The sequence below is a fragment of the Pandoraea sp. 64-18 genome, assembly GCF_001899225.1.
GTDB classification, from domain to species: Bacteria; Pseudomonadota; Gammaproteobacteria; order Burkholderiales; family Burkholderiaceae; genus Pandoraea; species Pandoraea cepalis.
Genome location: NZ_MKVU01000005.1, coordinates 232,196 through 253,266, shown reverse-complemented (window position 1 = coordinate 253,266; position 21,071 = coordinate 232,196). Strand labels below are relative to the sequence as shown.

The 21,071-nt window shown below is 62.6% G+C and carries 15 protein-coding genes; 8 read left to right on the top strand and 7 right to left on the bottom strand.

Translation table 11 applies throughout. The features are described from left to right. Positions 1-302: 302 nt before the first annotated feature. The 5 genes from BGP02_RS02705 to BGP02_RS02685 form a co-directional block, all read right to left on the bottom strand. Positions 303-2,381: a M3 family metallopeptidase gene (locus BGP02_RS02705; RefSeq protein WP_268567614.1), complete on the bottom strand. Its 2,079-nt coding sequence runs from the start codon at positions 2,379-2,381 to the stop codon at positions 303-305. A 235-nt stretch (positions 2,382-2,616) separates the two neighbouring features. Further along, positions 2,617-3,471, bottom strand: a complete 855-nt coding sequence (gene folD / locus BGP02_RS02700) for a bifunctional methylenetetrahydrofolate dehydrogenase/methenyltetrahydrofolate cyclohydrolase FolD (RefSeq protein ID WP_017231574.1) — start codon at positions 3,469-3,471, stop codon at positions 2,617-2,619. Between the two features lie 91 nt (positions 3,472-3,562). Further along, entirely contained in the window at positions 3,563-3,706 is a 144-nt protein-coding gene (locus BGP02_RS02695) for a hypothetical protein (protein ID WP_157211311.1), read from the bottom strand. Positions 3,707-3,776: 70 nt separating this feature from the next. After that, the gene (locus tag BGP02_RS02690) at positions 3,777-4,421 is read right to left on the bottom strand and encodes a response regulator transcription factor (protein WP_017231575.1); all 645 of its coding nucleotides are present in this window, start codon (positions 4,419-4,421) and stop codon (positions 3,777-3,779) included. Next, the gene (locus tag BGP02_RS02685; protein ID WP_039829656.1) at positions 4,418-6,901 is read right to left on the bottom strand and encodes a PAS domain-containing sensor histidine kinase; all 2,484 of its coding nucleotides are present in this window, start codon (positions 6,899-6,901) and stop codon (positions 4,418-4,420) included. The genes BGP02_RS02690 and BGP02_RS02685 overlap by 4 nt, the downstream gene beginning before the upstream one ends. A gap of 342 nt (positions 6,902-7,243) precedes the next feature. On the opposite strand from BGP02_RS02685, the gene aceE reads away from it, so the two are divergent. From aceE to lpdA, 4 genes are all read left to right on the top strand, one after another. Next, positions 7,244-9,931, top strand: a complete 2,688-nt coding sequence (aceE, locus tag BGP02_RS02680) for a pyruvate dehydrogenase (acetyl-transferring), homodimeric type (protein ID WP_017231577.1) — start codon at positions 7,244-7,246, stop codon at positions 9,929-9,931. A 95-nt stretch (positions 9,932-10,026) separates the two neighbouring features. After that, entirely contained in the window at positions 10,027-11,691 is a 1,665-nt protein-coding gene (aceF, locus tag BGP02_RS02675) for a dihydrolipoyllysine-residue acetyltransferase (protein ID WP_286797612.1), read from the top strand. 82 nt (positions 11,692-11,773) lie between these two features. Continuing rightward, a complete protein-coding gene (locus BGP02_RS02670) occupies positions 11,774-12,355 on the top strand; it encodes an Ntn hydrolase family protein (RefSeq protein ID WP_026131554.1) in 582 nt (193 codons plus the stop codon). A 20-nt stretch (positions 12,356-12,375) separates the two neighbouring features. After that, complete coding sequence (gene lpdA / locus BGP02_RS02665) at positions 12,376-14,148, top strand: dihydrolipoyl dehydrogenase (protein WP_268567616.1); 1,773 nt, start codon at positions 12,376-12,378, stop codon at positions 14,146-14,148. 239 nt (positions 14,149-14,387) lie between these two features. Here the strand turns inward: lpdA and BGP02_RS02660 are convergent, their stop codons facing one another. Further along, complete coding sequence (locus tag BGP02_RS02660) at positions 14,388-14,951, bottom strand: phasin family protein (protein WP_017232314.1); 564 nt, start codon at positions 14,949-14,951, stop codon at positions 14,388-14,390. A gap of 477 nt (positions 14,952-15,428) precedes the next feature. On the opposite strand from BGP02_RS02660, the gene BGP02_RS02655 reads away from it, so the two are divergent. The 4 genes from BGP02_RS02655 (at position 15,429) to pbpG (ending at position 19,688) form a co-directional block, all read left to right on the top strand. Then, on the top strand, positions 15,429-16,370 hold the full coding sequence (locus tag BGP02_RS02655; protein WP_261938736.1) for a histone deacetylase family protein: 942 nt from the start codon (positions 15,429-15,431) through the stop codon (positions 16,368-16,370). Between the two features lie 53 nt (positions 16,371-16,423). Further along, a complete protein-coding gene (locus BGP02_RS02650) occupies positions 16,424-17,377 on the top strand; it encodes a DMT family transporter (RefSeq protein ID WP_286797630.1) in 954 nt (317 codons plus the stop codon). A gap of 47 nt (positions 17,378-17,424) precedes the next feature. Beyond that, positions 17,425-18,246, top strand: coding sequence for a nitroreductase (locus BGP02_RS02645; protein WP_017232317.1), 822 nt, complete (start codon positions 17,425-17,427; stop codon positions 18,244-18,246). A gap of 188 nt (positions 18,247-18,434) precedes the next feature. Continuing rightward, entirely contained in the window at positions 18,435-19,688 is a 1,254-nt protein-coding gene (gene pbpG, locus BGP02_RS02640; protein WP_017232318.1) for a D-alanyl-D-alanine endopeptidase, read from the top strand. 92 nt (positions 19,689-19,780) lie between these two features. Here the strand turns inward: pbpG and BGP02_RS02635 are convergent, their stop codons facing one another. Then, positions 19,781-20,608 (bottom strand): IclR family transcriptional regulator, encoded by an 828-nt coding sequence (locus BGP02_RS02635; RefSeq protein ID WP_017232319.1) that lies wholly within the window; start codon positions 20,606-20,608, stop codon positions 19,781-19,783. Positions 20,609-21,071 lie beyond the last annotated feature (463 nt).

Here is a 21,071-nt window from a genome sequence, read left to right as displayed (position 1 = left end):
CCAACTCCTCGTCTGAGCTGAGGAGCCATTATCTCTAGATTCCTTTGGTACGAAATTTCCCGGACAGGTCAGTGGTTCGCATGCAGACGCGATGCGTCGAAGGTGCATGCGTGCGAACGTATGAAAACGGATGCATCATTCGCTTCCAGGCGGCTCACTGTCTCGATAAGGGAACGAGCCAATATGTTTGGCGACCGAACGGCTGTGACGAAGATGAATGATGGTGTGCATCCTGTATCACGATAAACAACGGGCGCACAGAGGCGCCCGTTGTTCATTCCTCGCTGACTTGATGCGGTGCGTCAGCTTGCCGACATGCCACTGTGGCGCAGCAAGGCATCGACTTCCGGTGCGCGACCCCGGAACGCAATGAACGACGCCATTGCTTCGCGACTGCCGCCCACCGCGAGAATTTCATCGCGGTAGCGGGCGCCGGTGGCGGTATCGAGGACTGAGCCGCTGACCTTCGCCGCCTCTTCAAACGCCGCATACACATCCGCCGACAGCACCTCCGCCCACTTGTAGCTGTAATATCCGGCCGCGTAGCCGCCTGCAAAGATGTGGCTGAAAGTATTCGGCCAACGCGAAAAATCCGCCTGAGGCGTAACGTGCAATCGATCGTTGATGCGTTGCGAAAGCGACAGCACCGACTCGTTGCCGTGCGGATCGAAATCGTAATGCAGGTGCATGTCGAAGTCGGAGAAGACCAACTGACGCAGCATCATCAAACCGCTTTGGAAGTTGCGGGCGGCCAGCATCTTGTCGAACAGGGCTCGCGGCAGCGGGGCACCCGTCTCCACATGAGCGGTCATGTGCTCAAGCACATCCCACTCCCAACAGAAGTTCTCCATGAACTGGGACGGCAACTCGACAGCATCCCACTCGACGCCATTGATGCCCGCCACGCCGGCATCTTCCACTTGCGTGAGCATGTGATGCAGGCCGTGCCCGAACTCGTGGAACAGCGTGATGACGTCGTCATGCGGCAGCAACGCCGGCTTGTCGCCGACGGGGGCAGGGAAGTTGCACACGAGGTACGCCACCGGCGTTTGCAGCGTGCCGTTGCGCAGGCGCTTGCGTGTGCGGGCACTGTCCATCCAGGCACCGCCGCGCTTGCCTTCGCGGGCGAACAGATCGATGTAGAACTGCGCCACGAGTTCGCCATCGCGCTCGATGCGGAAGAAGCGAACATCCGGATGCCACGTTTCGGCATCCTGCGGGCGAATCGTCACGCCGAACAACGTGCCGGCCACGCGAAACAGACCGTCGAGCACCTTGGGCAACGGAAAATACTGACGGACTTCCGACTCCGAGAAATCGTAGCGTTGCTGGCGCAGCTTCTCCGATGCGTAGGTCGTGTCCCAGGGTTGCAGCTTCTCGATGCCCAGCGACTCGGCGGCAAACGCTTGCAGTTCGGCCCAGTCTTGCTCGGCGTACGGACGCGCGCGGCGGGCGAGGTCTTCGAGGAACTCGAGGACTTGCGCGGGCGATTCCGCCATTTTGGGCTCGAGAGATACCTCGGCGTAGTTCTTGAAGCCGAGCATGTGTGCTTCCTCGCGGCGCAGCGCGAGTTGCTCGACAACGATCTCGGTGTTGTCCCAGTCCGCCTCGCCGTTGCCGAATTGCGGGCCGAGTTCGGAAGCCCGGGTCACATTGGCCCGGTACAGCGTTTCGCGAAGCGCGCGATTGTCGGCGTATTGCAGCACCGGGAAGTACGAGGGGAAATGTAGCGTGAATTTCCAGCCGTCCAGGCCGTCTCGCTGTGCGGCGGCACGTGCCGCGGCCTTGTCGTCGTCGGGCAGGCCGGCGAGGTCCTGCTCGTCGGTCACGACAAGCGAGAATTTGTTGGTCGCGTCGAGCACGTGATCCGAGAAGCGCTTGGCGAGGTCCGCCTGTGCTTCCTGAATGTCGGCGAATCGCGGTTTCTGGTCTTCAGGAAGTTCGGCGCCGCCCAATCGGAAGCCGCGCATCTCGTTGTCGAGAATTTTCTTGCGAGCCGGAGAGAGGTCTGCGAATTCCTGGCCGGCTGCAATGGCCTTGTACTTTTCGAACAGCGCCAGATTCTGGCCGACGCTGGCGGAGAATTCGGTGACGCGCGGCAGGTTATCGCCGTATGCCGCGCGAAGCGCCGGGGTGTCGGCGACGGCGTTCAGGTGTCCAACGATTTCCCAGGCCCGGCCCAAACCTTCGGTGCCGTCTTCTACGGCGTCGAGAATGTTGGCCCACGTCGGCGGCGTGGAGGGATCTGCAGCCTTGTCCACAGCCGCACGCGCTTGTGCCAGGAGCACGTCGACGGCGGGCGTTACGTGTTCGGGGCGGATCTCGGCAAAACGGGGAAGTCCCTGGATATCGAGCAGAGGGTTGGTTTGTGGCGTATTCATGCGTTCGTTGTCCACGGGGAGGGGCTTACGAAGAGTGTGGGGGCATCCCGGGCAATTTTCCAGTCGTTTTTTTCAACCGGTCCGATTGGGCGTGTTGGCGGCGGAATCCCTGGAGTGCGACGCCCGGCCGGCATTCAACGGCTTACGCCGGCGATTCGACCACGGGCCCAAAAGCAACAAGGGCGCGCGCGACCGAGAGGTCGAGCACGCCCGGCGTGACGCGCGGTGCTGACGATCAGGCGTCGAGGGCGCGCTCGGCGGCCTCAAGCGTGTTGACGAGGAGCATGGTGATCGTCATCGGTCCCACGCCGCCCGGTACCGGCGTGATATAGCCGGCCACATCCTTGACGCCGTTGAAATCGACGTCGCCGCACAACTTGCCCGCGTCGTCACGGTTCATGCCGACGTCGATGACTGCCGCACCCGGTTTGACCATATCGGCCGTGACGATATTGCGCTTGCCCACGGCCGCGACAATGACGTCAGCGTTGCGGGTGTGCGCGGCCAGATCTCGCGTCTTGCTGTTGCAGATCGTGACGGTGGCGCCTGCCTGGAGCAGCATCATCGCCATCGGCTTGCCAACGATGTTCGACGCGCCGATTACCACGGCCACCGCCCCGCGCAGCGGGAAATCGACGGACTCGAGCATCTTCATGCAGCCATAGGGCGTGCACGGGCGGAACAGCGGTGCCCCCGTCATCAGGGCGCCCGCATTCGACACGTGAAAACCGTCGACGTCCTTTTCCGGCGCAATGGCTTCGAGCACCTTGTGGCTGTCGATGTGCTTAGGCAGGGGCAGTTGAACGAGGATGCCGTTGATCTTAGGATCGCGGTTGAGTTCATCGATGCGGGCAAGCAGGGCGCTTTCCGTCAGATCGGCCGGATAGCGGTCGAGCGAGGAATACAGGCCGTTGTCTTCGCAGGCCTTGACCTTGTTGCGCACGTAGACCTGACTGGCCGAATCCTCGCCGACCAGCACCACGGCAAGCCCGGGTTGGTGGCCGCGGGCGGTCAGAACGGCGGCACGGGTGGCAACTTCGGCGCGAATACGTTTGGCGAGGGCGTTGCCGTCGATGAGGGTGGCGGTCATGATGCGTGGATATCGTAGGAAGGATGGGGGCTGGCCCGAGGGGCCGGATACGGCCGCGCCGGTCAGGCAGGTGACAGGCGCAAAGACCGTATTATAGCGGCGCGCCGCAACGCGCGGGAGGGGGCGCGGCGGCGGCTTCGAGCGAGCTACGGCGCTGCACGGCTGACGCTGCTCGCCGCGTCTCCTTGGCGAGCAGCATCATGCCACCGCAACCGGTCGAGATGCTACCGGTCATGGGTCCGGCACTTCGGCCGCCCGTCAGTCAGCCGGCGCGATGGCGAGCGGACGGCGGGCGGCGACCGGGTTCAGGGGCGAGGCGATCCGCCGGAACGTTTCGAGAGTGCCAGGCGGAGCAGGTCGGCAACGGTGTTGACGTTGAGCTTCTCCATGATGTTGGCGCGGTGCGCCTCGACCGTCTTGATGCTGATGCCAAGATCGTCTGCGATCTGCTTGTTCAGGCGGCCGGCAATGATGCGCTCGAGCACCTGATGTTCACGACTTGTAAGCTTGGACAGCAGATCCTCGGCGGCTTGCAACTCGCGTTGGCTGCTGGCGTCTTGCCGTGCTTTTGCGAGCATCCGCTCGACTTGAGCACGCAATTCCGCTTCGTCGAACGGCTTTTCGATGAAGTCCATCGCGCCCTTCTTCATCGTGTCGACGGCCATCGGCACGTCGCCATGGCCCGTCACGAAGATGATGGGAATGTTGAACCGGTTCTCGACCAGCTTTTCCTGAAGTTCCAGGCCGCTCATGCCCGGCATGCGGACATCCAGAATCAGGCAGCCAAGCTGATGCCCGTTGTAGTGCGAAAGGAATTCTTCGGCACTGGCAAAGCCTCGTACGTGGTAGCCATTGGCCTCGAGTAGCCAGCGAAGCGAGTCGCGGACCGCCTCGTCGTCATCAACGACGAAGACGGTTTCTTGTTCGATAGTGGTGTTGGGTGTCGTCATAGTCCTCCCCCGGATCCGGATGTCGTATCGCCTTCTAACGGTAACAGAATACAAAAAGTACAACCATTCCGCACGCCGTCGACGTCATTGTTTTCTACCCACAGACGGCCGTGGTGTGATTCGATGATCGAACGGCAGATATTCAGGCCCATGCCCATGCCGTCCGATTTAGTGCTAAAGAAAGGTTCAAACAATCGTTCGATGGTGGCCTCGTCCACCCCAGGTCCATGATCCGAGACTTGGAATTCGACCGATTTATCTCGCCGTTCCACGTGCAGACGCACGCTCAGGTCGCGACGCTGGCCGGGCGGCGGCGTATAGCCGTGCATGGCCTCGGCGGCGTTCTTGAGCAGATTCACGAGCACCTGTTCGATCAGCACCGGGTCGACGTTGATCTGTGGCAGTCCTGCCGGCAGCTCGGTCACAATGCGAATGCGGCGCTTGCGCGCTTCAATCTCGGCGAGCCCCACGGCATCCGCGACGATCTCATAGATCGACGAGGGTTGACGCTTCGGTTCGCTACGTTTCACGAACGCGCGAATCCGCTTGATGATCATGCCCGCACGCACCGCCTGCTGTGACGTTTTTTCCAGCGCGGGCAGCAACGTTTCCGGCGAGGTGCGCCCGGCGCGCACTAGGGCCGCCGTGCCCATGCAGTAGTTGTTGATGGCCGCGAGCGGCTGGTTCAGTTCGTGGGCCAGCGACGAAGCCATCTCGCCCATGGTCGTCAGACGCCCCGTGAACTGTAGGCGTTCTTCTTCCTGACGGGCCAGCTCCTCCGCATGACGGCGGGCCGTAATGTCCGTTGCCACCTGCAACTGTGCCAAGTGGCCGTCCACCCACTGAATATATTGACGCCGGACTTCGAACCATTTCTGGTGCGCCGGCAGATAAATTTCCTGTGTCTGCGCAGCCGTGTCGGTGAGCGACGCGGCAGGCAGTCCGGCAAAGGCATCGACCAGATCGATGTGATCGAGCGACGTAGGGGAGAGTTCGCCGCCACCGGACAACTCCAGGTGGCCTTCCGGGCGCGTACCGAACAACTGACGGTAATAGCGATTCGCGAACAGCAATTCCGCCTTGTCGACGGCGAGTACCGATACCGACGCGTCGAGGCTCTCCAGCACGGTCGTGAACCGCTCATGGGCGGCGGCGAGTTCCTCGCGCGCCCGCTTGGGTTCGCTGATATCGGTCAGCGACGACATCCAGCCGGTCTGACGGCCATGCGCGTCCACGAGCGGCGAGACGAACATGCGCGCGTAGAAAATCGTGCCGTCTTTGCGCTGCACGCGAATTTCGAAGCCGTGCGAGGGCGCCTTGCCGCGCAGCGTCATGTCGATGCGACGCTGCATTTCGTGGATGTCGTCTTTGGGCCAGTAAGGGTAGGGCGGCGCCCGGTACATGAGGTCCTGCTCGTCCCAGCCTGTCATCCGGCAGAACGCGGGGTTCACGTAAGTAATGTGGCCCTGCAGGTCGAGCACACGCATGCCGATGACGATGGAGTTCTCCATGGCCCGCCGGAACGACGTCTCGTTGAACAACGCCTGCTGTGCCTCGAAGCGCTGGCGCGTATGCCGCCACAGGCTCCAGAGGCTCCAGAGCACGAAGCACGACAAGCCGGCGATCAGCCACACCAGCGTGTTGTTGACGAAATTGCCGACGGCAGGATACGAGTAGATGCGCACCGCGAGACTGTGCCCGGGGGGATCGAGGAGCAACTCGTAGGAGACATCGCGCGGTAACGGCGGGCGTGTCGATGTCGTTGCCAGCTCGTTGTTGTGAGTGTCGATGAACGACACCTTGAACTTGTCGCCAAGCTCCTGCGGCAACTCGTGGATCAGCAAGCCTTCCACCGAATACACCGCACTGATCGTGCCGAGGAACTCGCGCTCGCGCAGCACGGGCACCTGTACAACGATGTAGCTTGCGCCCGAGGCGTCATAAATCAGGGTGGAATAGGCCGAGCGGCGCGAATCGCGGGCGGCGCGGAACGCGACCAATAATTCGTCTTCCATTGGATGCTGCGCCGAGCCCTGCAACCGCGACGCGAACGGGGAATCCGCCGGCGCCGCCCACTTCGGACGCTGCGACGCGTCCAGCCAATTCATGAAGACGATGTCCGCATGATTTTGCATCACTTCGTTCGCCGTATTCTGGAAGTGCGCAACGTCCTGCGGCTTGGCTGCCGTGTCGCGCGCAAGCGAGCTGATCTGATCTTGAATGGCCAGCATGTTGAGGCGAATCTGTTGCTGCGCCCATGCCACATTCCGATACAGCGTGTCCTGCTGTTGCTCCGTCTCCCGGCGGTTCAGGCTCCACAGGATCAGACTCATCACCACGAGAAAGATCACAATGGAGACGAGCGGGACCAGCAAGTAGTAATGCGACTCCGCGAACCCCTGCAACCAACGGTTGGAGCGGGCAGACGTAGCGGCGGACCGGGACGGCGGAGCGGAATTGGCAAGGCGGGGCGAAAGCATGGCGAGATTGTAGCGCAGGCCGGGCGGTTTCCCGCTGCCATCAACGGCGACCGCTTGCTTTTCGGAAGCCTCCGAGCTTTTGCGTAAGACGGCCGCGCAATTTGCTCTTGAGACCGATCGGTACGCTGGAAAATCGTGGTGTGATGGCACCAGCAACCTATTGATTTTATGTGCACCGCAGCAGAATTCCGCATTATAAAATTTACTATCGTAATCTGAAATTTCGCTTGCGAAGGCGGGAGTAACCTTCGTACAATGCCCCGGTAAAAAAGCCGGTGGGCCCGTCCATAAAGCGGGATTCGACCGTCACGCCAACCCGCTAACGACAGACAAGGAGACACCATGTCCGCCGTACCTGAAGAAGCCCTCAAGATCGTGTCCCCCGCGGACGCCGATCCCCAAGAAACGCAAGAATGGCTGGCCTCGCTCGAAGGCGTGCTGGCGGCCGAGGGCCCAGAGCGTGCCCACTACCTGCTCGAGAAGCTGATCGAGTTCGCCCGCATCAACGGCGAACATCACCCGTTCTCGGCGAATACCCCGTACATCAACACCATCCCGCTCGACCAGCAGGCCCGTATCCCCGGCGATCAGGATGTCGAGCACAAGATTCGCTCGTACACGCGCTGGAATGCGATCGCGATGGTGCTGCGCGCCGGCAAGGACACGAACGTCGGCGGTCACATCGCGTCGTTCGCCTCGGCCGCAACGCTCTATGACGTTGGTTTCAACCATTTCTGGCATGCGCCGTCCGACAAGCACGGTGGCGACCTGGTCTTTGTGCAGGGCCACTCGTCGCCGGGTGTGTACAGCCGCGCCTTCCTGTTGGGCCGTCTGGAAATGCCCCAGCTCGAGAACTTCCGCCAGGAAGTGGACGGCGGCGGTCTGTCGTCGTATCCGCACCCGTGGCTGATGCCTGACTTCTGGCAGTTCCCGACGGTGTCGATGGGCCTGGGCCCGATCATGGCGATCTACCAGGCGCGCTTCATGAAGTACATCGAGTCGCGCAACATCGTGAAGACCGAGGGCCGCAAGGTCTGGGCCTTCCTCGGCGACGGCGAGACGGACGAGCCGGAATCGCTCGGCGCCATCGGCATGGCCGGTCGCGAGCATCTCGACAACCTCGTGTTCGTGATCAACTGCAACCTGCAGCGCCTGGACGGCCCGGTGCGCGGTAACGGCAAGATCATCCAGGAACTCGAATCGGAGTTCCGCGGTGCCGGCTGGAACGTCATCAAGGTGATCTGGGGCAGCCGCTGGGACACCTTGCTCGCCCGCGACAAGAAGGGTCTGCTGATGACGCGCATGATGGAGTGTGTTGACGGCGAGTATCAGACCTACAAGTCGAAGGACGGCGCGTACGTGCGCGAGAACTTCTTCAATACGCCGGAACTCAAGGCGATGGTCGCCGACTGGTCAGACGAAGACATTTGGGCGCTTAACCGCGGCGGCCACGATCCGCACAAGATTTTCGCCGCATACCAGGCGGCCACCCAGCACAAGGGGCAGCCGACGGTCATTCTGGCCAAGACCATCAAGGGCTACGGCATGGGTGAGGCCGGTCAGGCCATGAACATCACCCACCAGCAGAAGAAGATGCCGGTGGAGTCGCTCAAGAAATTCCGCGACCAGTTCAAGCTGCCGATCGCGGATGACCAGATCGCCGACGTGCCGTACCTGAAGTTCGAGGAAGGCTCGAAGGAACTCGAATACATGCGCGCGCGCCGCATGGAGCTGGGCGGCTATCTGCCGCAGCGTCGCACCAAGGCCGCATCGTTGCCGGTGCCTGCGCTGTCCGCATTCGATGCCCTGCTCAAGGCGACCGCCGAAGGCCGCGAGATCTCGACGACGATGGCGTTCGTGCGGATTCTCAACGTGCTGCTCAAGGACAAGGCGCTGGGCCAGCGTATCGTGCCGATCGTGCCGGACGAATCCCGCACCTTCGGTATGGAAGGTCTGTTCCGCCAGATTGGTATCTGGAGCCAGGTCGGCCAGCGCTACATCCCGCAGGATCAGGATCAATTGATGTTCTACAAGGAATCGGAGAGCGGTCAGATTCTGCAGGAAGGCATCAATGAAGCCGGTGGCATGTGCGACTGGATCGCGGCCGCCACGTCGTACTCGACGCACGGCGAGACGATGATCCCCTTCTACATCTTCTACTCGATGTTCGGCTTCCAGCGCGTGGGCGACCTGGCCTGGGCGGCCGGCGACATGCGCGCTCGCGGTTTCCTCGTGGGCGGCACGGCCGGTCGTACGACCCTGAACGGCGAAGGTCTCCAGCACGAAGACGGTCACTCGCTGCTGTGGGCGTCGTCGATTCCGAACTGTTTGCCGTACGATCCGACGTTCGCTTACGAACTCGCCGTGATCGTTCAGGACGGCCTGCGTCGCATGGTGCAGGATCAGGAAGATGTCTATTACTACCTGACCGTGATGAACGAGAACTACCCGCATCCGGCCATGCCGGAAGGCGTTGAGCAGGACATCCTGAAGGGGATGTACGCGTTCCGTCGCGGGGCGGACGACAGCAAGGCACCGCGCGTGCAACTGCTGGGTTCGGGTACGATCTTCAACGAAGTGATCGCCGCCGCCGAAATGCTCAAGAACGATTGGGGCGTCGAATCGGATCTGTGGAGCTGCCCGAGCTTCACGGAGCTGGCCCGCGAAGGTAACGACGCGGCGCGCCACAATCTGCTGCACCCGACCGAGCCGGCGCGTTTGTCGCATGTCGAGTCGTGCCTGAACGACACCCGTGGTCCGGTCATCGCATCGACCGACTACATCCGCACGTACGCCGATCAGATTCGCCCCTTCGTGCGGGGTCGTTATGTGGCGCTCGGCACCGACGGCTACGGCCGTTCGGATACGCGCGAGAAGCTGCGTCACTTCTTCGAGGTGGATCGTAACTGGGTCACGGTCGCTGCCCTCAAGGCATTGGCCGACGAAGGCACGCTGCCGGCGACCAAGGTTGCCGAAGCGATTGCCAAGTACAACCTGGATCCGAACAAACCCAACCCGATGACCGTCTAAAGGCCGCTTCGCGCGGCGCGTGCGACCGCCAGCCGCCTCAAGCGGCAGGCGGGGCGCGCCGCGCGTCAAGCGCAGCCTCGAGGAGACTGTGGAAAATGAGTCAAGTGATCGAAGTGAAAGTCCCCGATATCGGTGACTTCAAGGACTTGCCCGTCATCGACGTGCTGGTCAAGGCGGGCGACAAGATCGATGCCGAGCAGGCCCTGATCACGCTGGAATCGGACAAGGCGACGATGGATGTGCCGAGCCCGGCCGCTGGCATCATCAAGGCGCTGAGCCTGAAAGTCGGCGATGAAGTATCTGAGGGTTCTCTTATTCTGACGCTCGAGACCGCCAACGGTTCGGGCGCGCAAGCCAGTGCGGCGGCAGCCCCCGCGCCGACGCCTGCGGCTGCGCCAGCCGCGGCACCCGCTGCACCGGCCGCATCGGCAACCCCGGCCGCCAGCGGCGGTACGAGCAAGATCGACGTCAAGGTGCCGGACATTGGTGGGTATGACGACGTGCCCGTGATCGATGTGCTGGTCAAGGTGGGCGATACCGTGACGGCCGAGCAATCGCTCGTCACGCTGGAGTCCGACAAGGCGTCGATGGATGTGCCGAGCCCGGCTGCGGGTGTGGTCAAGGAATTGAAGATCAAAGTGGGCGACAAGGTGTCGGAAGGCACGTTGATCGTTGTGCTCGAAGGCGCTGTTGCCGCCGCACCGGCGAAGGCCGCTGCCGCTGCCGCAGCGAGCGCGCCGGCCCCGGCGGCACCGAGCGCTGCCCCCGCAGCCCCGGCTCCGGCGCCGGCCCCGACCGCCGCGCCAGCGACCCCCGCTGCCGCGTCGGACCATCCGCCGATCAGCCACGCCAGTCCGTCGGTGCGCAAGTTCGCCCGCGAACTGGGGGTGGATGTGACGCAAGTGAAGGGGACCGGTCCGAAGGGCCGCGTGGTCGTTGACGATGTGCGTAACTTCATCAAGAGCGCGCTTGCGGGCAATCGCCCTGCTGTGTCGGGCGCCGCGCCTGCCGGTGGTGGTGAGCTGAACCTGTTGCCGTGGCCGAAGATCGACTTCTCGAAGTTCGGTCCGATCGAGCCCAAGGCGCTCTCGCGCATCAAGAAGATCTCGGGTGCAAACCTGCACCGCAACTGGGTCATGATTCCGCACGTCACGAACAACGACGAAGCGGATATTGGCGAACTCGAAGCGTTCCGCGTGCAGTTGAACAAGGAAAACGAGAAGGCTGGCGTCAAGGTCACGATGCTCGCCTTCGTCGTCAAGGCCTGTGTGATGGCTCTGAAGAAGTTCCCCACGTTCAACGCAAGTCTGGACGGCGACAACCTCGTCTTCAAGCAGTACTTCCACATCGGTTTCGCCGCCGACACGCCGAACGGTCTGGTGGTGCCAGTTGTTCGCGACGCCGACAAGAAGGGCGTGTTCGAAATCGCTCGCGAGACCTCGGAACTGGCGAAGCTCGCCCGCGAAGGCAAGCTCAAGCCTGACCAGATGCAAGGCGGGTGTTTCTCGATCTCGTCGCTCGGCGGTATCGGCGGCACAACCTTCACGCCGATCATCAACGCACCGGAAGTGGCCATTCTGGGCCTGTCGCGTTCGTATCAGAAGCCGGTGTGGGATGAGCGCAAGCAGCAATTCCTGCCGCAACTGACGCTGCCGCTGTCGCTGTCTTACGATCACCGTGTGATCGACGGTGCCGAGGCGGCACGCTTCAACGCCTACCTGGGGCAACTGTTGCAGGATTTCCGTCGCGCGATGCTGTAATGGCAGGCGCCGCCGGTTGCGCGCAAGCGCAAGTCCGGCGGCGCTCGCGCGAACGCTTCAGGATCTGGACGGGGAGGGCATCATGACCACCGTGGTAGTCGTCAAGAAGGCCGGTGAGATCGCGATTGCCGCCGATTCGCTTGTGACGTTCGGCGATACGCGGCTCTCGCAATCGTACGAGGAAAATCGCAAGGTTTTTCTCGTAGGCGATTCCTATGTTGGCCTGGCGGGCACGACCGCACACTTTCCGGTCATGCGCGCCATTCTCTCCGGTATGGCGGACGAATGCCGTCTGCACTCGCGTGACGAGGTGTTCCGCACGTTCTGCCGCGTCCACCAGAAGCTCAAGGAAGAGTATTTCCTCAACACCAAGGAAGAGGAAGACGATCCGTACGAGTCGTCGCAGATCACCTGCGTGATCGCGAATCCGACCGGCATCTACGGGATTTATTCCTACCGGGAAGTGTTTGTTTTCGATCGGTTCTGGGGGATTGGCTCAGGGCGCAATTTCGCGCTCGGCGCCATGTACGCCCTCTATGACCAGGATCTGAGTGCCAGCGCCATCGCCGAAGCGGGCGTGAAGGCGGGGGCGGAGTTCGACAAGAGTTCCGCCGCCCCGTTTCAGGTGCACACGTTTCCGATCGATACCACCATCAAGTCATAAATGCGACAGGGAGACCCCGCATGAGTCTCATCGAAGTCAAAGTACCGGACATCGGCGCAGAGGGCGTGGATGTCATCGAAGTGATGATCAAGCCGGGCGACAAGATCGCCAAGGATGCATCGCTCATTACGCTTGAGTCTGACAAGGCGTCCATGGAAGTGCCGTCGGAAGTGTCGGGCACGGTCAAGGAAGTGAAGATCAAGGTGGGCGACAAGGCCAGTCAAGGCACGCTGATCGCGCTTGTCGAAGTGGACGGTGCCGGTGCCGCCAAGGCCGAAGCCCCGGTGGCCGCCTCCGCGCCGGCAGCGCCTGCCGCCGCCGTGCCTGCGGCAAAGCCGAGCGCCCCGGCCCCGGCTGCGGCCAAGCACAGCGGCGGTGCCGACACCGAGTGCGACGTGCTCGTGTTGGGCGCCGGTCCGGGCGGATACTCGGCGGCGTTCCGCAGTGCCGACCTGGGCCGCAAGACTGTGCTCGTCGAGCGCTATGCGACCCTCGGCGGCGTGTGCCTGAACGTCGGTTGCATCCCGTCGAAGGCGCTGCTCCATACGGCGGCCGTTCTCGAAGAGGCCCAGACGCTCGGTCATCACGGCATTTCGTTCGCGAAACCCGAGATCGATCTCGACAAACTGCGCGCCTACAAGGAAAGCGTGGTCGGCAAGCTCACGGGCGGTCTGGCCGGCATGGCCAAGATGCGCAAGGTGGAAGTCGTGCGCGGCGTCGGCACGTTCCTCGACCCGAATCACATCGAAGTCGTCGCTGAAGACGGCAGCAAGCGCACCGTGAAGTTCGCGCAGGCCATCGTCGCCGCGGGTTCGCAGGCGGTGAAGTTGCCGTTCCTGCCGGAGGACCCGCGCATCGTCGATTCGACCGGCGCCCTCGAGTTGCGTCAACTGCCGAAGAAGATGCTCGTGATCGGTGGCGGCATCATCGGTCTGGAAATGGCGACGGTGTATAGCGCCCTGGGCACCGAGATCGATGTCGTGGAAATGCTCGACGGCCTGATGCAAGGCGCCGACCGCGATCTGGTCAAGGTCTGGGAGAAGATGAACGCGAAGCGCTTCGGCCGCGTCATGCTCAAGACCAAGACCGTGGGTGCCGAGGCCAAGGCCGATGGCATCTACGTGCAGTTCGAGGGCGAGGCGGCACCGGCGGAGCCCCAGCGTTACGACCTCGTGCTGGTCGCCGTAGGCCGCAGCCCGAACGGCAAGAAGATCGGCGCCGAGAACGCGGGCGTCGCCGTGGGCGATCGCGGGTTCATCGATGTCGACAGGCAGATGCGGACCAACGTGCCGCACATCTTCGCGATTGGCGATATCGTCGGTCAGCCGATGCTGGCCCACAAGGCCGTGCATGAAGCCCACGTCGCGGCGGAAGCGGCGGCAGGCGAGAAGGCTTATTTCGACGCCATCCAGATTCCGTCGGTCGCCTACACCGATCCGGAAGTGGCTTGGGCCGGCAAGACGGAAGACCAGTTGAAGGCCGAAGGGGTGAAGTACGGCAAGGCCGTGTTCCCGTGGGCGGCATCGGGTCGCGCGATCGCGAACGGCCGTGACGAAGGCTTCACCAAGGTGCTGTTCGATGAAGAAACGCATCGCATCGTTGGCGGTGCCATCGTCGGCACGCACGCCGGCGATCTGATCGGCGAACTTTGCCTGGCCGTCGAGATGGGCGCGGATGCCGTCGATATCGGGAAGACGATTCACCCGCACCCGACGCTGGCCGAATCGGTCGGTATGGCGGCGGAGATTTACGAAGGTGTTTGCACCGACGTTCCGCCGGCCCGCAAGAAGTAAAGCGCGTCGGTGTCTGGTGCGCGCCTCGGATGATTCCGGGGGGGGGGGCGCGCGCCGGGCATGCATGACGTGACCGATGTCCGCCGCGCCGCATTCGGGGCGAGGTCGGATGCCAAAAAAACCGCCATTTCGCTCCGAGATGGCGGTTTTTTTATGGCGGCGACGTCGCCGTTCGCCCCAAAAAAGAAAAACCCGGCACGAGGCCGGGTTCGAACGCTAGCGTCGCGAAACGCTATCGATTACTTCTTGGCGCTGGAGGCAGCACGCGAAGCCTGAGCAGCAGCCTTCGTCGCGACGCTGGTCGCGGCAGCGAAGTTCGTCTCGGCGATTTCAACGGCTTGCTTGGTGGCCTTCTGCACGCTGTCGAACGCGCTGTTGGCTGCCGACATGGCCGACTTGGCCAGTGCAACGGCAGACTCCGAACCGGCCGGGGCGTTCTTGGCCAGATTGTCGAACAGGGCTTGCATGTTCTGCGAGCTTTCCGCCAGTTGGGCTTCGGCCACCTTCGTCACTTCGGCTTGCGTCGACGAAGCGATTTCGTACAGGTGACGGCCATACGCAATCGCCTTTTCGGCGGCGGGCTGGACGAGGTTGGCTTGCAGGGCGAGCAACTCTTGCGCGTCTTTCACTGCGAAGGCCTTCTGCGCGGTCGAGGCGGACTCGGCCAGCGATGCCTTGACGGCTTGCAGGTTCAGCTCGACGAGCTTTTCCATGCCTTCGAACGCCTTGTTGGTCAGGCCAAAAAGGGTTTCGAGATTGGCTTTGTGGGCGGCGGCGAATTGCTCGGGGGTCAGAAACGACATGGCGTTCTCCTATGATGGTGTCATACACAACGTATCGACCCACTCCGTGTTCGCAAATGAGTTCTCACCTTATCCTGGTGAAAACACGGTTGGGGCCTCTAAATGGGGGTGCGATTTCTTTTGTGCATCGCACAATTGCAAGTGTAGAGATATTTTTGTCGCTGTCAAGTTTTTTTTGTGCGCTGCAACAATTCAATAAAAGCTTACAAAATCAACCGGTTGGGATCCCGTGACTAACGTATGACACCGCGTTGCGGCGAATGGCGGGCACCGTCCGGAAACGCTTCATTGGTGCGGCTCCGCACCGTTTTGGCACCCGGCGCACCCCGTGCGCCGATGTTACTATCGTCGAGTTCCGGCACTGGCGAAACATCTTCGCGGTCAACGGCTCGCTGCCTTACCGAGCGTGGTCGATGCGCCTGTGCCGATGTCGTTCAACGCCTTTTTGCGTGCCGCCACTGCCGGCCATTCGCGTCGATGCAAGCGTTCTACAGCGATCATTTCGTGCTGCCGTTGCCACCCGGGCATCGGTTTCCGATGGAAAAGTATGCCCGTCTGCGCGAGCGCGTGGCGGGGGAGTTGCCGCACGTTGCGCTTGCCGAGGCATTGTCCGCGGACGACGTGATGCTCGGTCGCGTCCACTCGCCGGCGTACGTGGCGCGAGTGAGCGCCGGTCAGTTGGATCCCAAAGAGCAGCGTACGATCGGATTCCCATGGTCACCGCAAATGGTCGAGCGCTCGCGCCGGTCGGCGGGGGCGACGGTGGCCGCCTGTCGGGCCGCGCTGACCGATGGCGTGGCTGCTAATCTCGCTGGGGGAACACATCACGCGTATGCCGACCGCGGCGAAGGCTTCTGCGTGTTCAACGACGCAGCGGTCGCGGCGCGCACGATGCAGGCCGAACTCGGTCCGGGCACGCGTGTGGCGATCATCGATCTCGACGTGCATCAGGGCAACGGCACAGCGGCCATTTTCGAGCACGACCCGAGCGTGTTCACGCTGTCGCTGCACGGTGAGCACAACTACCCGTTTCACAAGGCGCGCGGTGACCTCGACGTGGCATTGCCCGACGGCTGCGGCGACGACGATTACCTGGTCGCGCTCGGCCACGCACTGACCGATCTCTTCGCGCAATTCACCCCGACCCTTGCGATTTATCTCGCGGGCGCCGATCCGCTGGCGAATGACCGGCTTGGCCGGCTGGCATTGACGCATGACGGATTGCTCGCGCGCGACCGTCGGGTGCTGACGGCCTGCGCAGAGCGCGGGCTGCCGGTGGCTATCGCAATGGCAGGCGGCTACGGCCGCGACATCGAACAGACGGTCGCCGCGCATTTTGCGACGATCCGCCTCGCCGATCAGTTCCAACTGGCGGTCCGCCGTCGGCACCCTGCGCCGGCAGAAGGTGCTCTCGTATGAGCGAGCATCGCACCGTGTCACCTTCGCCCGCGAATGCACCACATGGTCGCGAGATGGCCGGCACCGAACGTGCGGCGATCTGGCGCGCGGCCATGCCGTGGTGGTTCGTGTTGATCTGGAGCACCGGTTTTATTGTCGCCAAATACGGCATGCCGAATGCCGAGCCGCTGACCTTTCTAGCGCTGCGCTTCGGCGGCACGCTGCTGGTCATGCTTCCCATCGCCTGGTTGACGGGCATGTCATGGCCGAGGCGGCGCGCGGTGGAGGGCCGGACGGTACCGGCCGGCACGATCGGGCCCATCGACTGGCCGCTCATTGCGCATCTTGCCGTGTCCGGCACGCTGATCCAGGCGGTGTACCTCGGCGGCGTCTGGGCAGCGATCAAGCACGGTGCGCCCGCCGGGCTGGCCGCGCTGGTCGTCGGCATCCAGCCGTTGTTGACGGCGCTCTTCGCACGTGTGGTCGGTGAGCCGGTCTCGCGCCGGCAATGGTTGGGGCTGTTGTGCGGATTCGCCGGCGTCGGGCTGGTGGTGGCCAACAAGGTTGGCGTTCGCGGCATCGGTGCGGGTCCGGTGGCCTTGTGCGTGTTGAGCCTGCTCGCGATCACGGCGGGCACGCTCTATCAAAAACGGTTTTGCGCCCATTTCGATTTGCGTGTCGGCACGCTCGTGCAGTTCGGTGCGGCGTTTGCGGTAACGCTGCCCGCCGCGTGGATGCTCGAGACGATGCAAGTGCGCTGGAACGCGCCAATGATCGGCGCGCTGGTATGGTCGGTGCTGGCGTTGTCGATCGGTGCCATCTCCTTGCTGTTTCTGCTGATTCGACAGGGTGCCGCGACCAAGGTATCCAGCCTGATGTATCTGACGCCTCCGACGACCGCGGTCATGGCCTGGTTGCTATTCGGCGAGACGTTGTCCCCGCTGAGTGCCGCCGGGATGGTCGTCGCGGCGCTTGGCGTTGCGCTTGTCATCGAGCGGCGGGCGGTGCCGGCCGCGTCGTCGCCATGAGCAGCCGGGCGACGCATTTCTCCCTTCGTTTGCCGTGAGCCTGACTTATGAAACACCTACACCAACACCCGCACCAGGACGCCACACAGTCCTCGGCGCAGAACGCCGCCGAGGCAGCCGACTTGCATGCGCAGCCGGGCACGGGGGAGGGGGCGCGTCGCCCGACGATCGGCAATGACGCCGAGCAGCGTGTGGCCTATGTCGACGAGGCCATTCGCAGCCGGCGATCGATTCGGGCGTACTTGCCCACGCCGGTGCCGCAGGCAACGGTGGCGGACATTCTTGGCGTGGCCTCGCGTGCGCCGTCGGGCAGCAACATTCAGCCTTGGCAAACGTATGTATTGACCGGCCAGGCGCTGACATCGTTGACGTCGCGCCTTCTGGAGGCGTTCAACGACCCGGCGCAGCGCCTGATGCATCAGGAGGAATACGCCTACTACCCGCGCGAGTGGACGGAACCTTACCAGGCGCGGCGGCGCAAGGTCGGTTGGGATTTGTATGGACTGCTGGGTATTGGCCGCGCCGACAAAGACCGCATGCAGGGGCAGCACGCGCGCAACTTCTGTTTCTTCGATGCGCCGGTCGGACTGATCTTCACGATCGATCGACACCTGGAGCAGGGAAGTTGGCTGGACTACGGCATGTTCCTGCAGAGCGTGATGGTCGCGGCGCGGGCGCGAGGCCTCGACACTTGCCCGCAGGCCGCGTTCGCCACGTTTCACCAGGTAATTGCGGCGGAACTGCGCCTGCCCGAGACCCGAATGGTGGTGTGCGGCATGGCATTGGGGTATGCGGATCCGGATGCCATCGAAAACCAGCTTGTCACCGACCGTGCGCCGCTGGCTGAGTGGGCGCATTTCCTTAGCTGAATCATCTCTGGATGTTTGCGTTATTTGGCAATTTGTTGCGAATGTGCAGTTTGGCGGATTGCGCCGCACAAAACTGCCAGATGCCGGTTTAAGTATTTCAGCTAAGTCATTCATATTGCTTATTTTTTGGGAAGTTACTAAACTTCTTCCAAACTCGTTGCCTGTCAACCTTACGCTACCCCCAATCTATGTACGCGATCACCACCCTTGCGCGTCTGTGCCGCTCCCGCCTCTGGGGTGCTGCCGTCGTGGCGATCTCGCTCGCCGCCGGTGCCCCAGCCGTCGTTCAAGCTGCCGGTAAGACGAGCGTATGCTCGTCCAAGGCAGCCAAGACGGCCGCCCAGAAGCGCGCGTGTGCCAATTCCAAGGCGACGAAATCTGTCGCCACCTCCCATTCCGGTGCCAAACGTGCCGTTGCCAAGACCGCCTCGCGCGAGAAGGCGGGCGCCAAGGCGCGCAAACTGGCTACCGTCGAAGAAGACGCGGCCACCAAGCGTGTTGCCATCAAACACGTCGTCTACAAGCACGGCAAACGTCGTGTCGTGACGTCGTATCGCACGGTCAACTTTACGCCGCAGGCGCAGGATCGACTGTCCGCCGGGCGCGCATTCGGTCTGCATGAATCCCCTGACGCGCTGGCGCTGCGTTCCTCGGTGGCCTATGTTGTCGATGAGCGCACCGGCGAATCGCTGTTCGACAAGAACTCGCAAGCCGTGTTGCCCATCGCGTCGATCTCGAAGCTGATGACCGCGATGGTGTCGCTCGACGCGGGCGTGCCGATGACGGACATGATGGAAGTGACGGACGAAGATCGCGATTACGAGAAGGGTACGGGCTCGCGTCTGTCGGTGGGGTCGCGTCTGTCGCGTGAAGACATGCTGCACATTGCGCTGATGTCGTCGGAGAATCGCGCGGCCGCTGCGCTGTCGCGTTACTTCCCGGGCGGTCGTCCGGCGTTCCTCGCGGCGATGAACCGCAAGGCGAAGCAGCTCGGTATGAACGACACGCACTTCAACGATCCAACGGGCCTGTCGAGCCAGAATGTGTCGAGCGCACGTGATCTGGTGAAGATGGTCAAGGCCGCTTATCAGTACCCGATGATTCGCCGTTTCTCGACGGACAGCAATTACGACGTCAATACCGGCCGTCGCGAGTTGCACTATGTCAGCACGAATCACCTGATCGGACACCCGGGCTGGGAAATCGGTCTGCAGAAGACGGGCTACATCAACGAAGCGGGGCAATGCCTCGTGATGCAAGCCAACGTCGATGGCCGTCCGGTGATCATGATTCTGCTCGATTCGACCGGCAAGTACTCGCGCTTCGCCGACGCCACGCGCGTTCGCAAGTGGCTGCTCGAAGGGGGCGGCGCTACGCCGCAACGCACGGCGGGTACGGCACCGACGGCACAAGTCGCGACCAACAGCGAACACGCGCTGTAAGTCGCCCAAACCGTTGCCAAACAAAAGGCGCTCCCTCGGGAGCGCCTTTTGCATTCCGCGACCGGATTCGCGAAGCGCGATGTCGGTTCGGGCTATTCGGCTGTCGCCACATGCGACACGTTGCTGCCGACGGCGGGGGGCGGCGCGTGAAAGCCGAGCGACGCGGAAATCTGCAGCGCCGTCTCGTTCAGATTTGCGAGCCACGCGTCCTGCAAACGGTCGGCGGGTGCCGACAGCGAGAGTCCGGCCACGAGCTTTCCGCTGTCGTCGTAGATGCCCGCCGCAATGCAGCGAACCCCCAGTTCGAGTTCCTCGTTGTCGCGGGCATAGCCGGACTGGCGCACGTGGCTCAGCTCGCGCTCGAGTTTTTGCAGATCGGTGATGCTGTTGCGGGTGTGTCCCGACAGGCCGGTGCGCGTGGCATACGCGCGCACGCGCGCGGCTTCGTCCGCCGCGAGGAAGAGCTTGCCGACCGATGTCAGGTGCAAGGGCGCATGACCACCGATGGCGCGCACCACCTGCATCCCCGAACGCTCGCTGTAGGCCCGCTCGATATAGACGATTTCATCGCCCTGGCGCACCGACAGGTTGACAGTCTGGCCGGTCATCCGGTGCAGGCCGCGCATGGGCGCGAGGGCGGCATCGCGCACCGACAACCGTGCCTTGACCAGATTGCCGAGTTCGAGCAGGCGCATGCCCAGACGGTACGTGCCCGGATCACAGCGGTCGACAAAGCGGCAGGCGACCATGTCGTTCAGGATACGGTGCGCCGTGGACGGATGCAGTTCCGTCGACTGCGCCAATTCCTTGAGGCTGACGGGGTCGGCATGGGCGGCAAGGGCATCGAGCAGACGCATCATGCGCTCGATGACCTGGATGGACGTGCGCGACTCCGTACTTTGACTACCTTCGTCTTTCATGGGGGAGGGCCGAGTTTCGTATAGGGGTGATTCTATATCATATTGTGAAAAATTCGCACCCTTCCTGTAGAGGACTTCTGCGAAAAGTGGGCGTGCCACAGGAGAGCGTCGTTGCCGCAGTCTCGGCTGACTGAAACCGAAAGTGGTCTCTCGTCCAGACGACTACCATGGCCTTGTCATTTCATTCAGTGTCCGGCTGGGTTGAAAGACGAGATCGGCACGCTCAAGGAGGTTCGGGGAATGTACAGGTATGGGTTTTCGCCGGCGGCAGGGAGTTGGTCGCCGCCAAGGTGCACGCGTAGTCGGGGGGCAGTCACTTACGAAAAGTCGATTGCCGACAAGCATGCGGACATCGTCGGTCAGTTTCGGCAGATCGCCAACGCGAAGGCGCAACTGGGATTGGACTGCGGCTCGCTTTCCCGATTGGAAAACACGTTCTACTCGACTTACAGGAAAGCGACAT

What these genes read in the sequence shown, in the direction of transcription:
- BGP02_RS02705 (WP_268567614.1), bottom strand. Translation starts at nt 2,381, where the DNA reads ATGAATACGCCACAAACCAACCCTCTGCTCGATATCCAGGGACTTCCC.
- folD (WP_017231574.1), bottom strand. Translation starts at nt 3,471, where the DNA reads ATGACCGCCACCCTCATCGACGGCAACGCCCTCGCCAAACGTATTCGC.
- BGP02_RS02695 (WP_157211311.1), bottom strand. Translation starts at nt 3,706, where the DNA reads ATGACCGGTAGCATCTCGACCGGTTGCGGTGGCATGATGCTGCTCGCC.
- BGP02_RS02690 (WP_017231575.1), bottom strand. Translation starts at nt 4,421, where the DNA reads ATGACGACACCCAACACCACTATCGAACAAGAAACCGTCTTCGTCGTT.
- BGP02_RS02685 (WP_039829656.1), bottom strand. Translation starts at nt 6,901, where the DNA reads ATGCTTTCGCCCCGCCTTGCCAATTCCGCTCCGCCGTCCCGGTCCGCC.
- aceE (WP_017231577.1), top strand. Translation starts at nt 7,244, where the DNA reads ATGTCCGCCGTACCTGAAGAAGCCCTCAAGATCGTGTCCCCCGCGGAC.
- aceF (WP_286797612.1), top strand. Translation starts at nt 10,027, where the DNA reads ATGAGTCAAGTGATCGAAGTGAAAGTCCCCGATATCGGTGACTTCAAG.
- BGP02_RS02670 (WP_026131554.1), top strand. Translation starts at nt 11,774, where the DNA reads ATGACCACCGTGGTAGTCGTCAAGAAGGCCGGTGAGATCGCGATTGCC.
- lpdA (WP_268567616.1), top strand. Translation starts at nt 12,376, where the DNA reads ATGAGTCTCATCGAAGTCAAAGTACCGGACATCGGCGCAGAGGGCGTG.
- BGP02_RS02660 (WP_017232314.1), bottom strand. Translation starts at nt 14,951, where the DNA reads ATGTCGTTTCTGACCCCCGAGCAATTCGCCGCCGCCCACAAAGCCAAT.
- BGP02_RS02655 (WP_261938736.1), top strand. Translation starts at nt 15,429, where the DNA reads ATGCAAGCGTTCTACAGCGATCATTTCGTGCTGCCGTTGCCACCCGGG.
- BGP02_RS02650 (WP_286797630.1), top strand. Translation starts at nt 16,424, where the DNA reads ATGGCCGGCACCGAACGTGCGGCGATCTGGCGCGCGGCCATGCCGTGG.
- BGP02_RS02645 (WP_017232317.1), top strand. Translation starts at nt 17,425, where the DNA reads ATGAAACACCTACACCAACACCCGCACCAGGACGCCACACAGTCCTCG.
- pbpG (WP_017232318.1), top strand. Translation starts at nt 18,435, where the DNA reads ATGTACGCGATCACCACCCTTGCGCGTCTGTGCCGCTCCCGCCTCTGG.
- BGP02_RS02635 (WP_017232319.1), bottom strand. Translation starts at nt 20,608, where the DNA reads ATGAAAGACGAAGGTAGTCAAAGTACGGAGTCGCGCACGTCCATCCAG.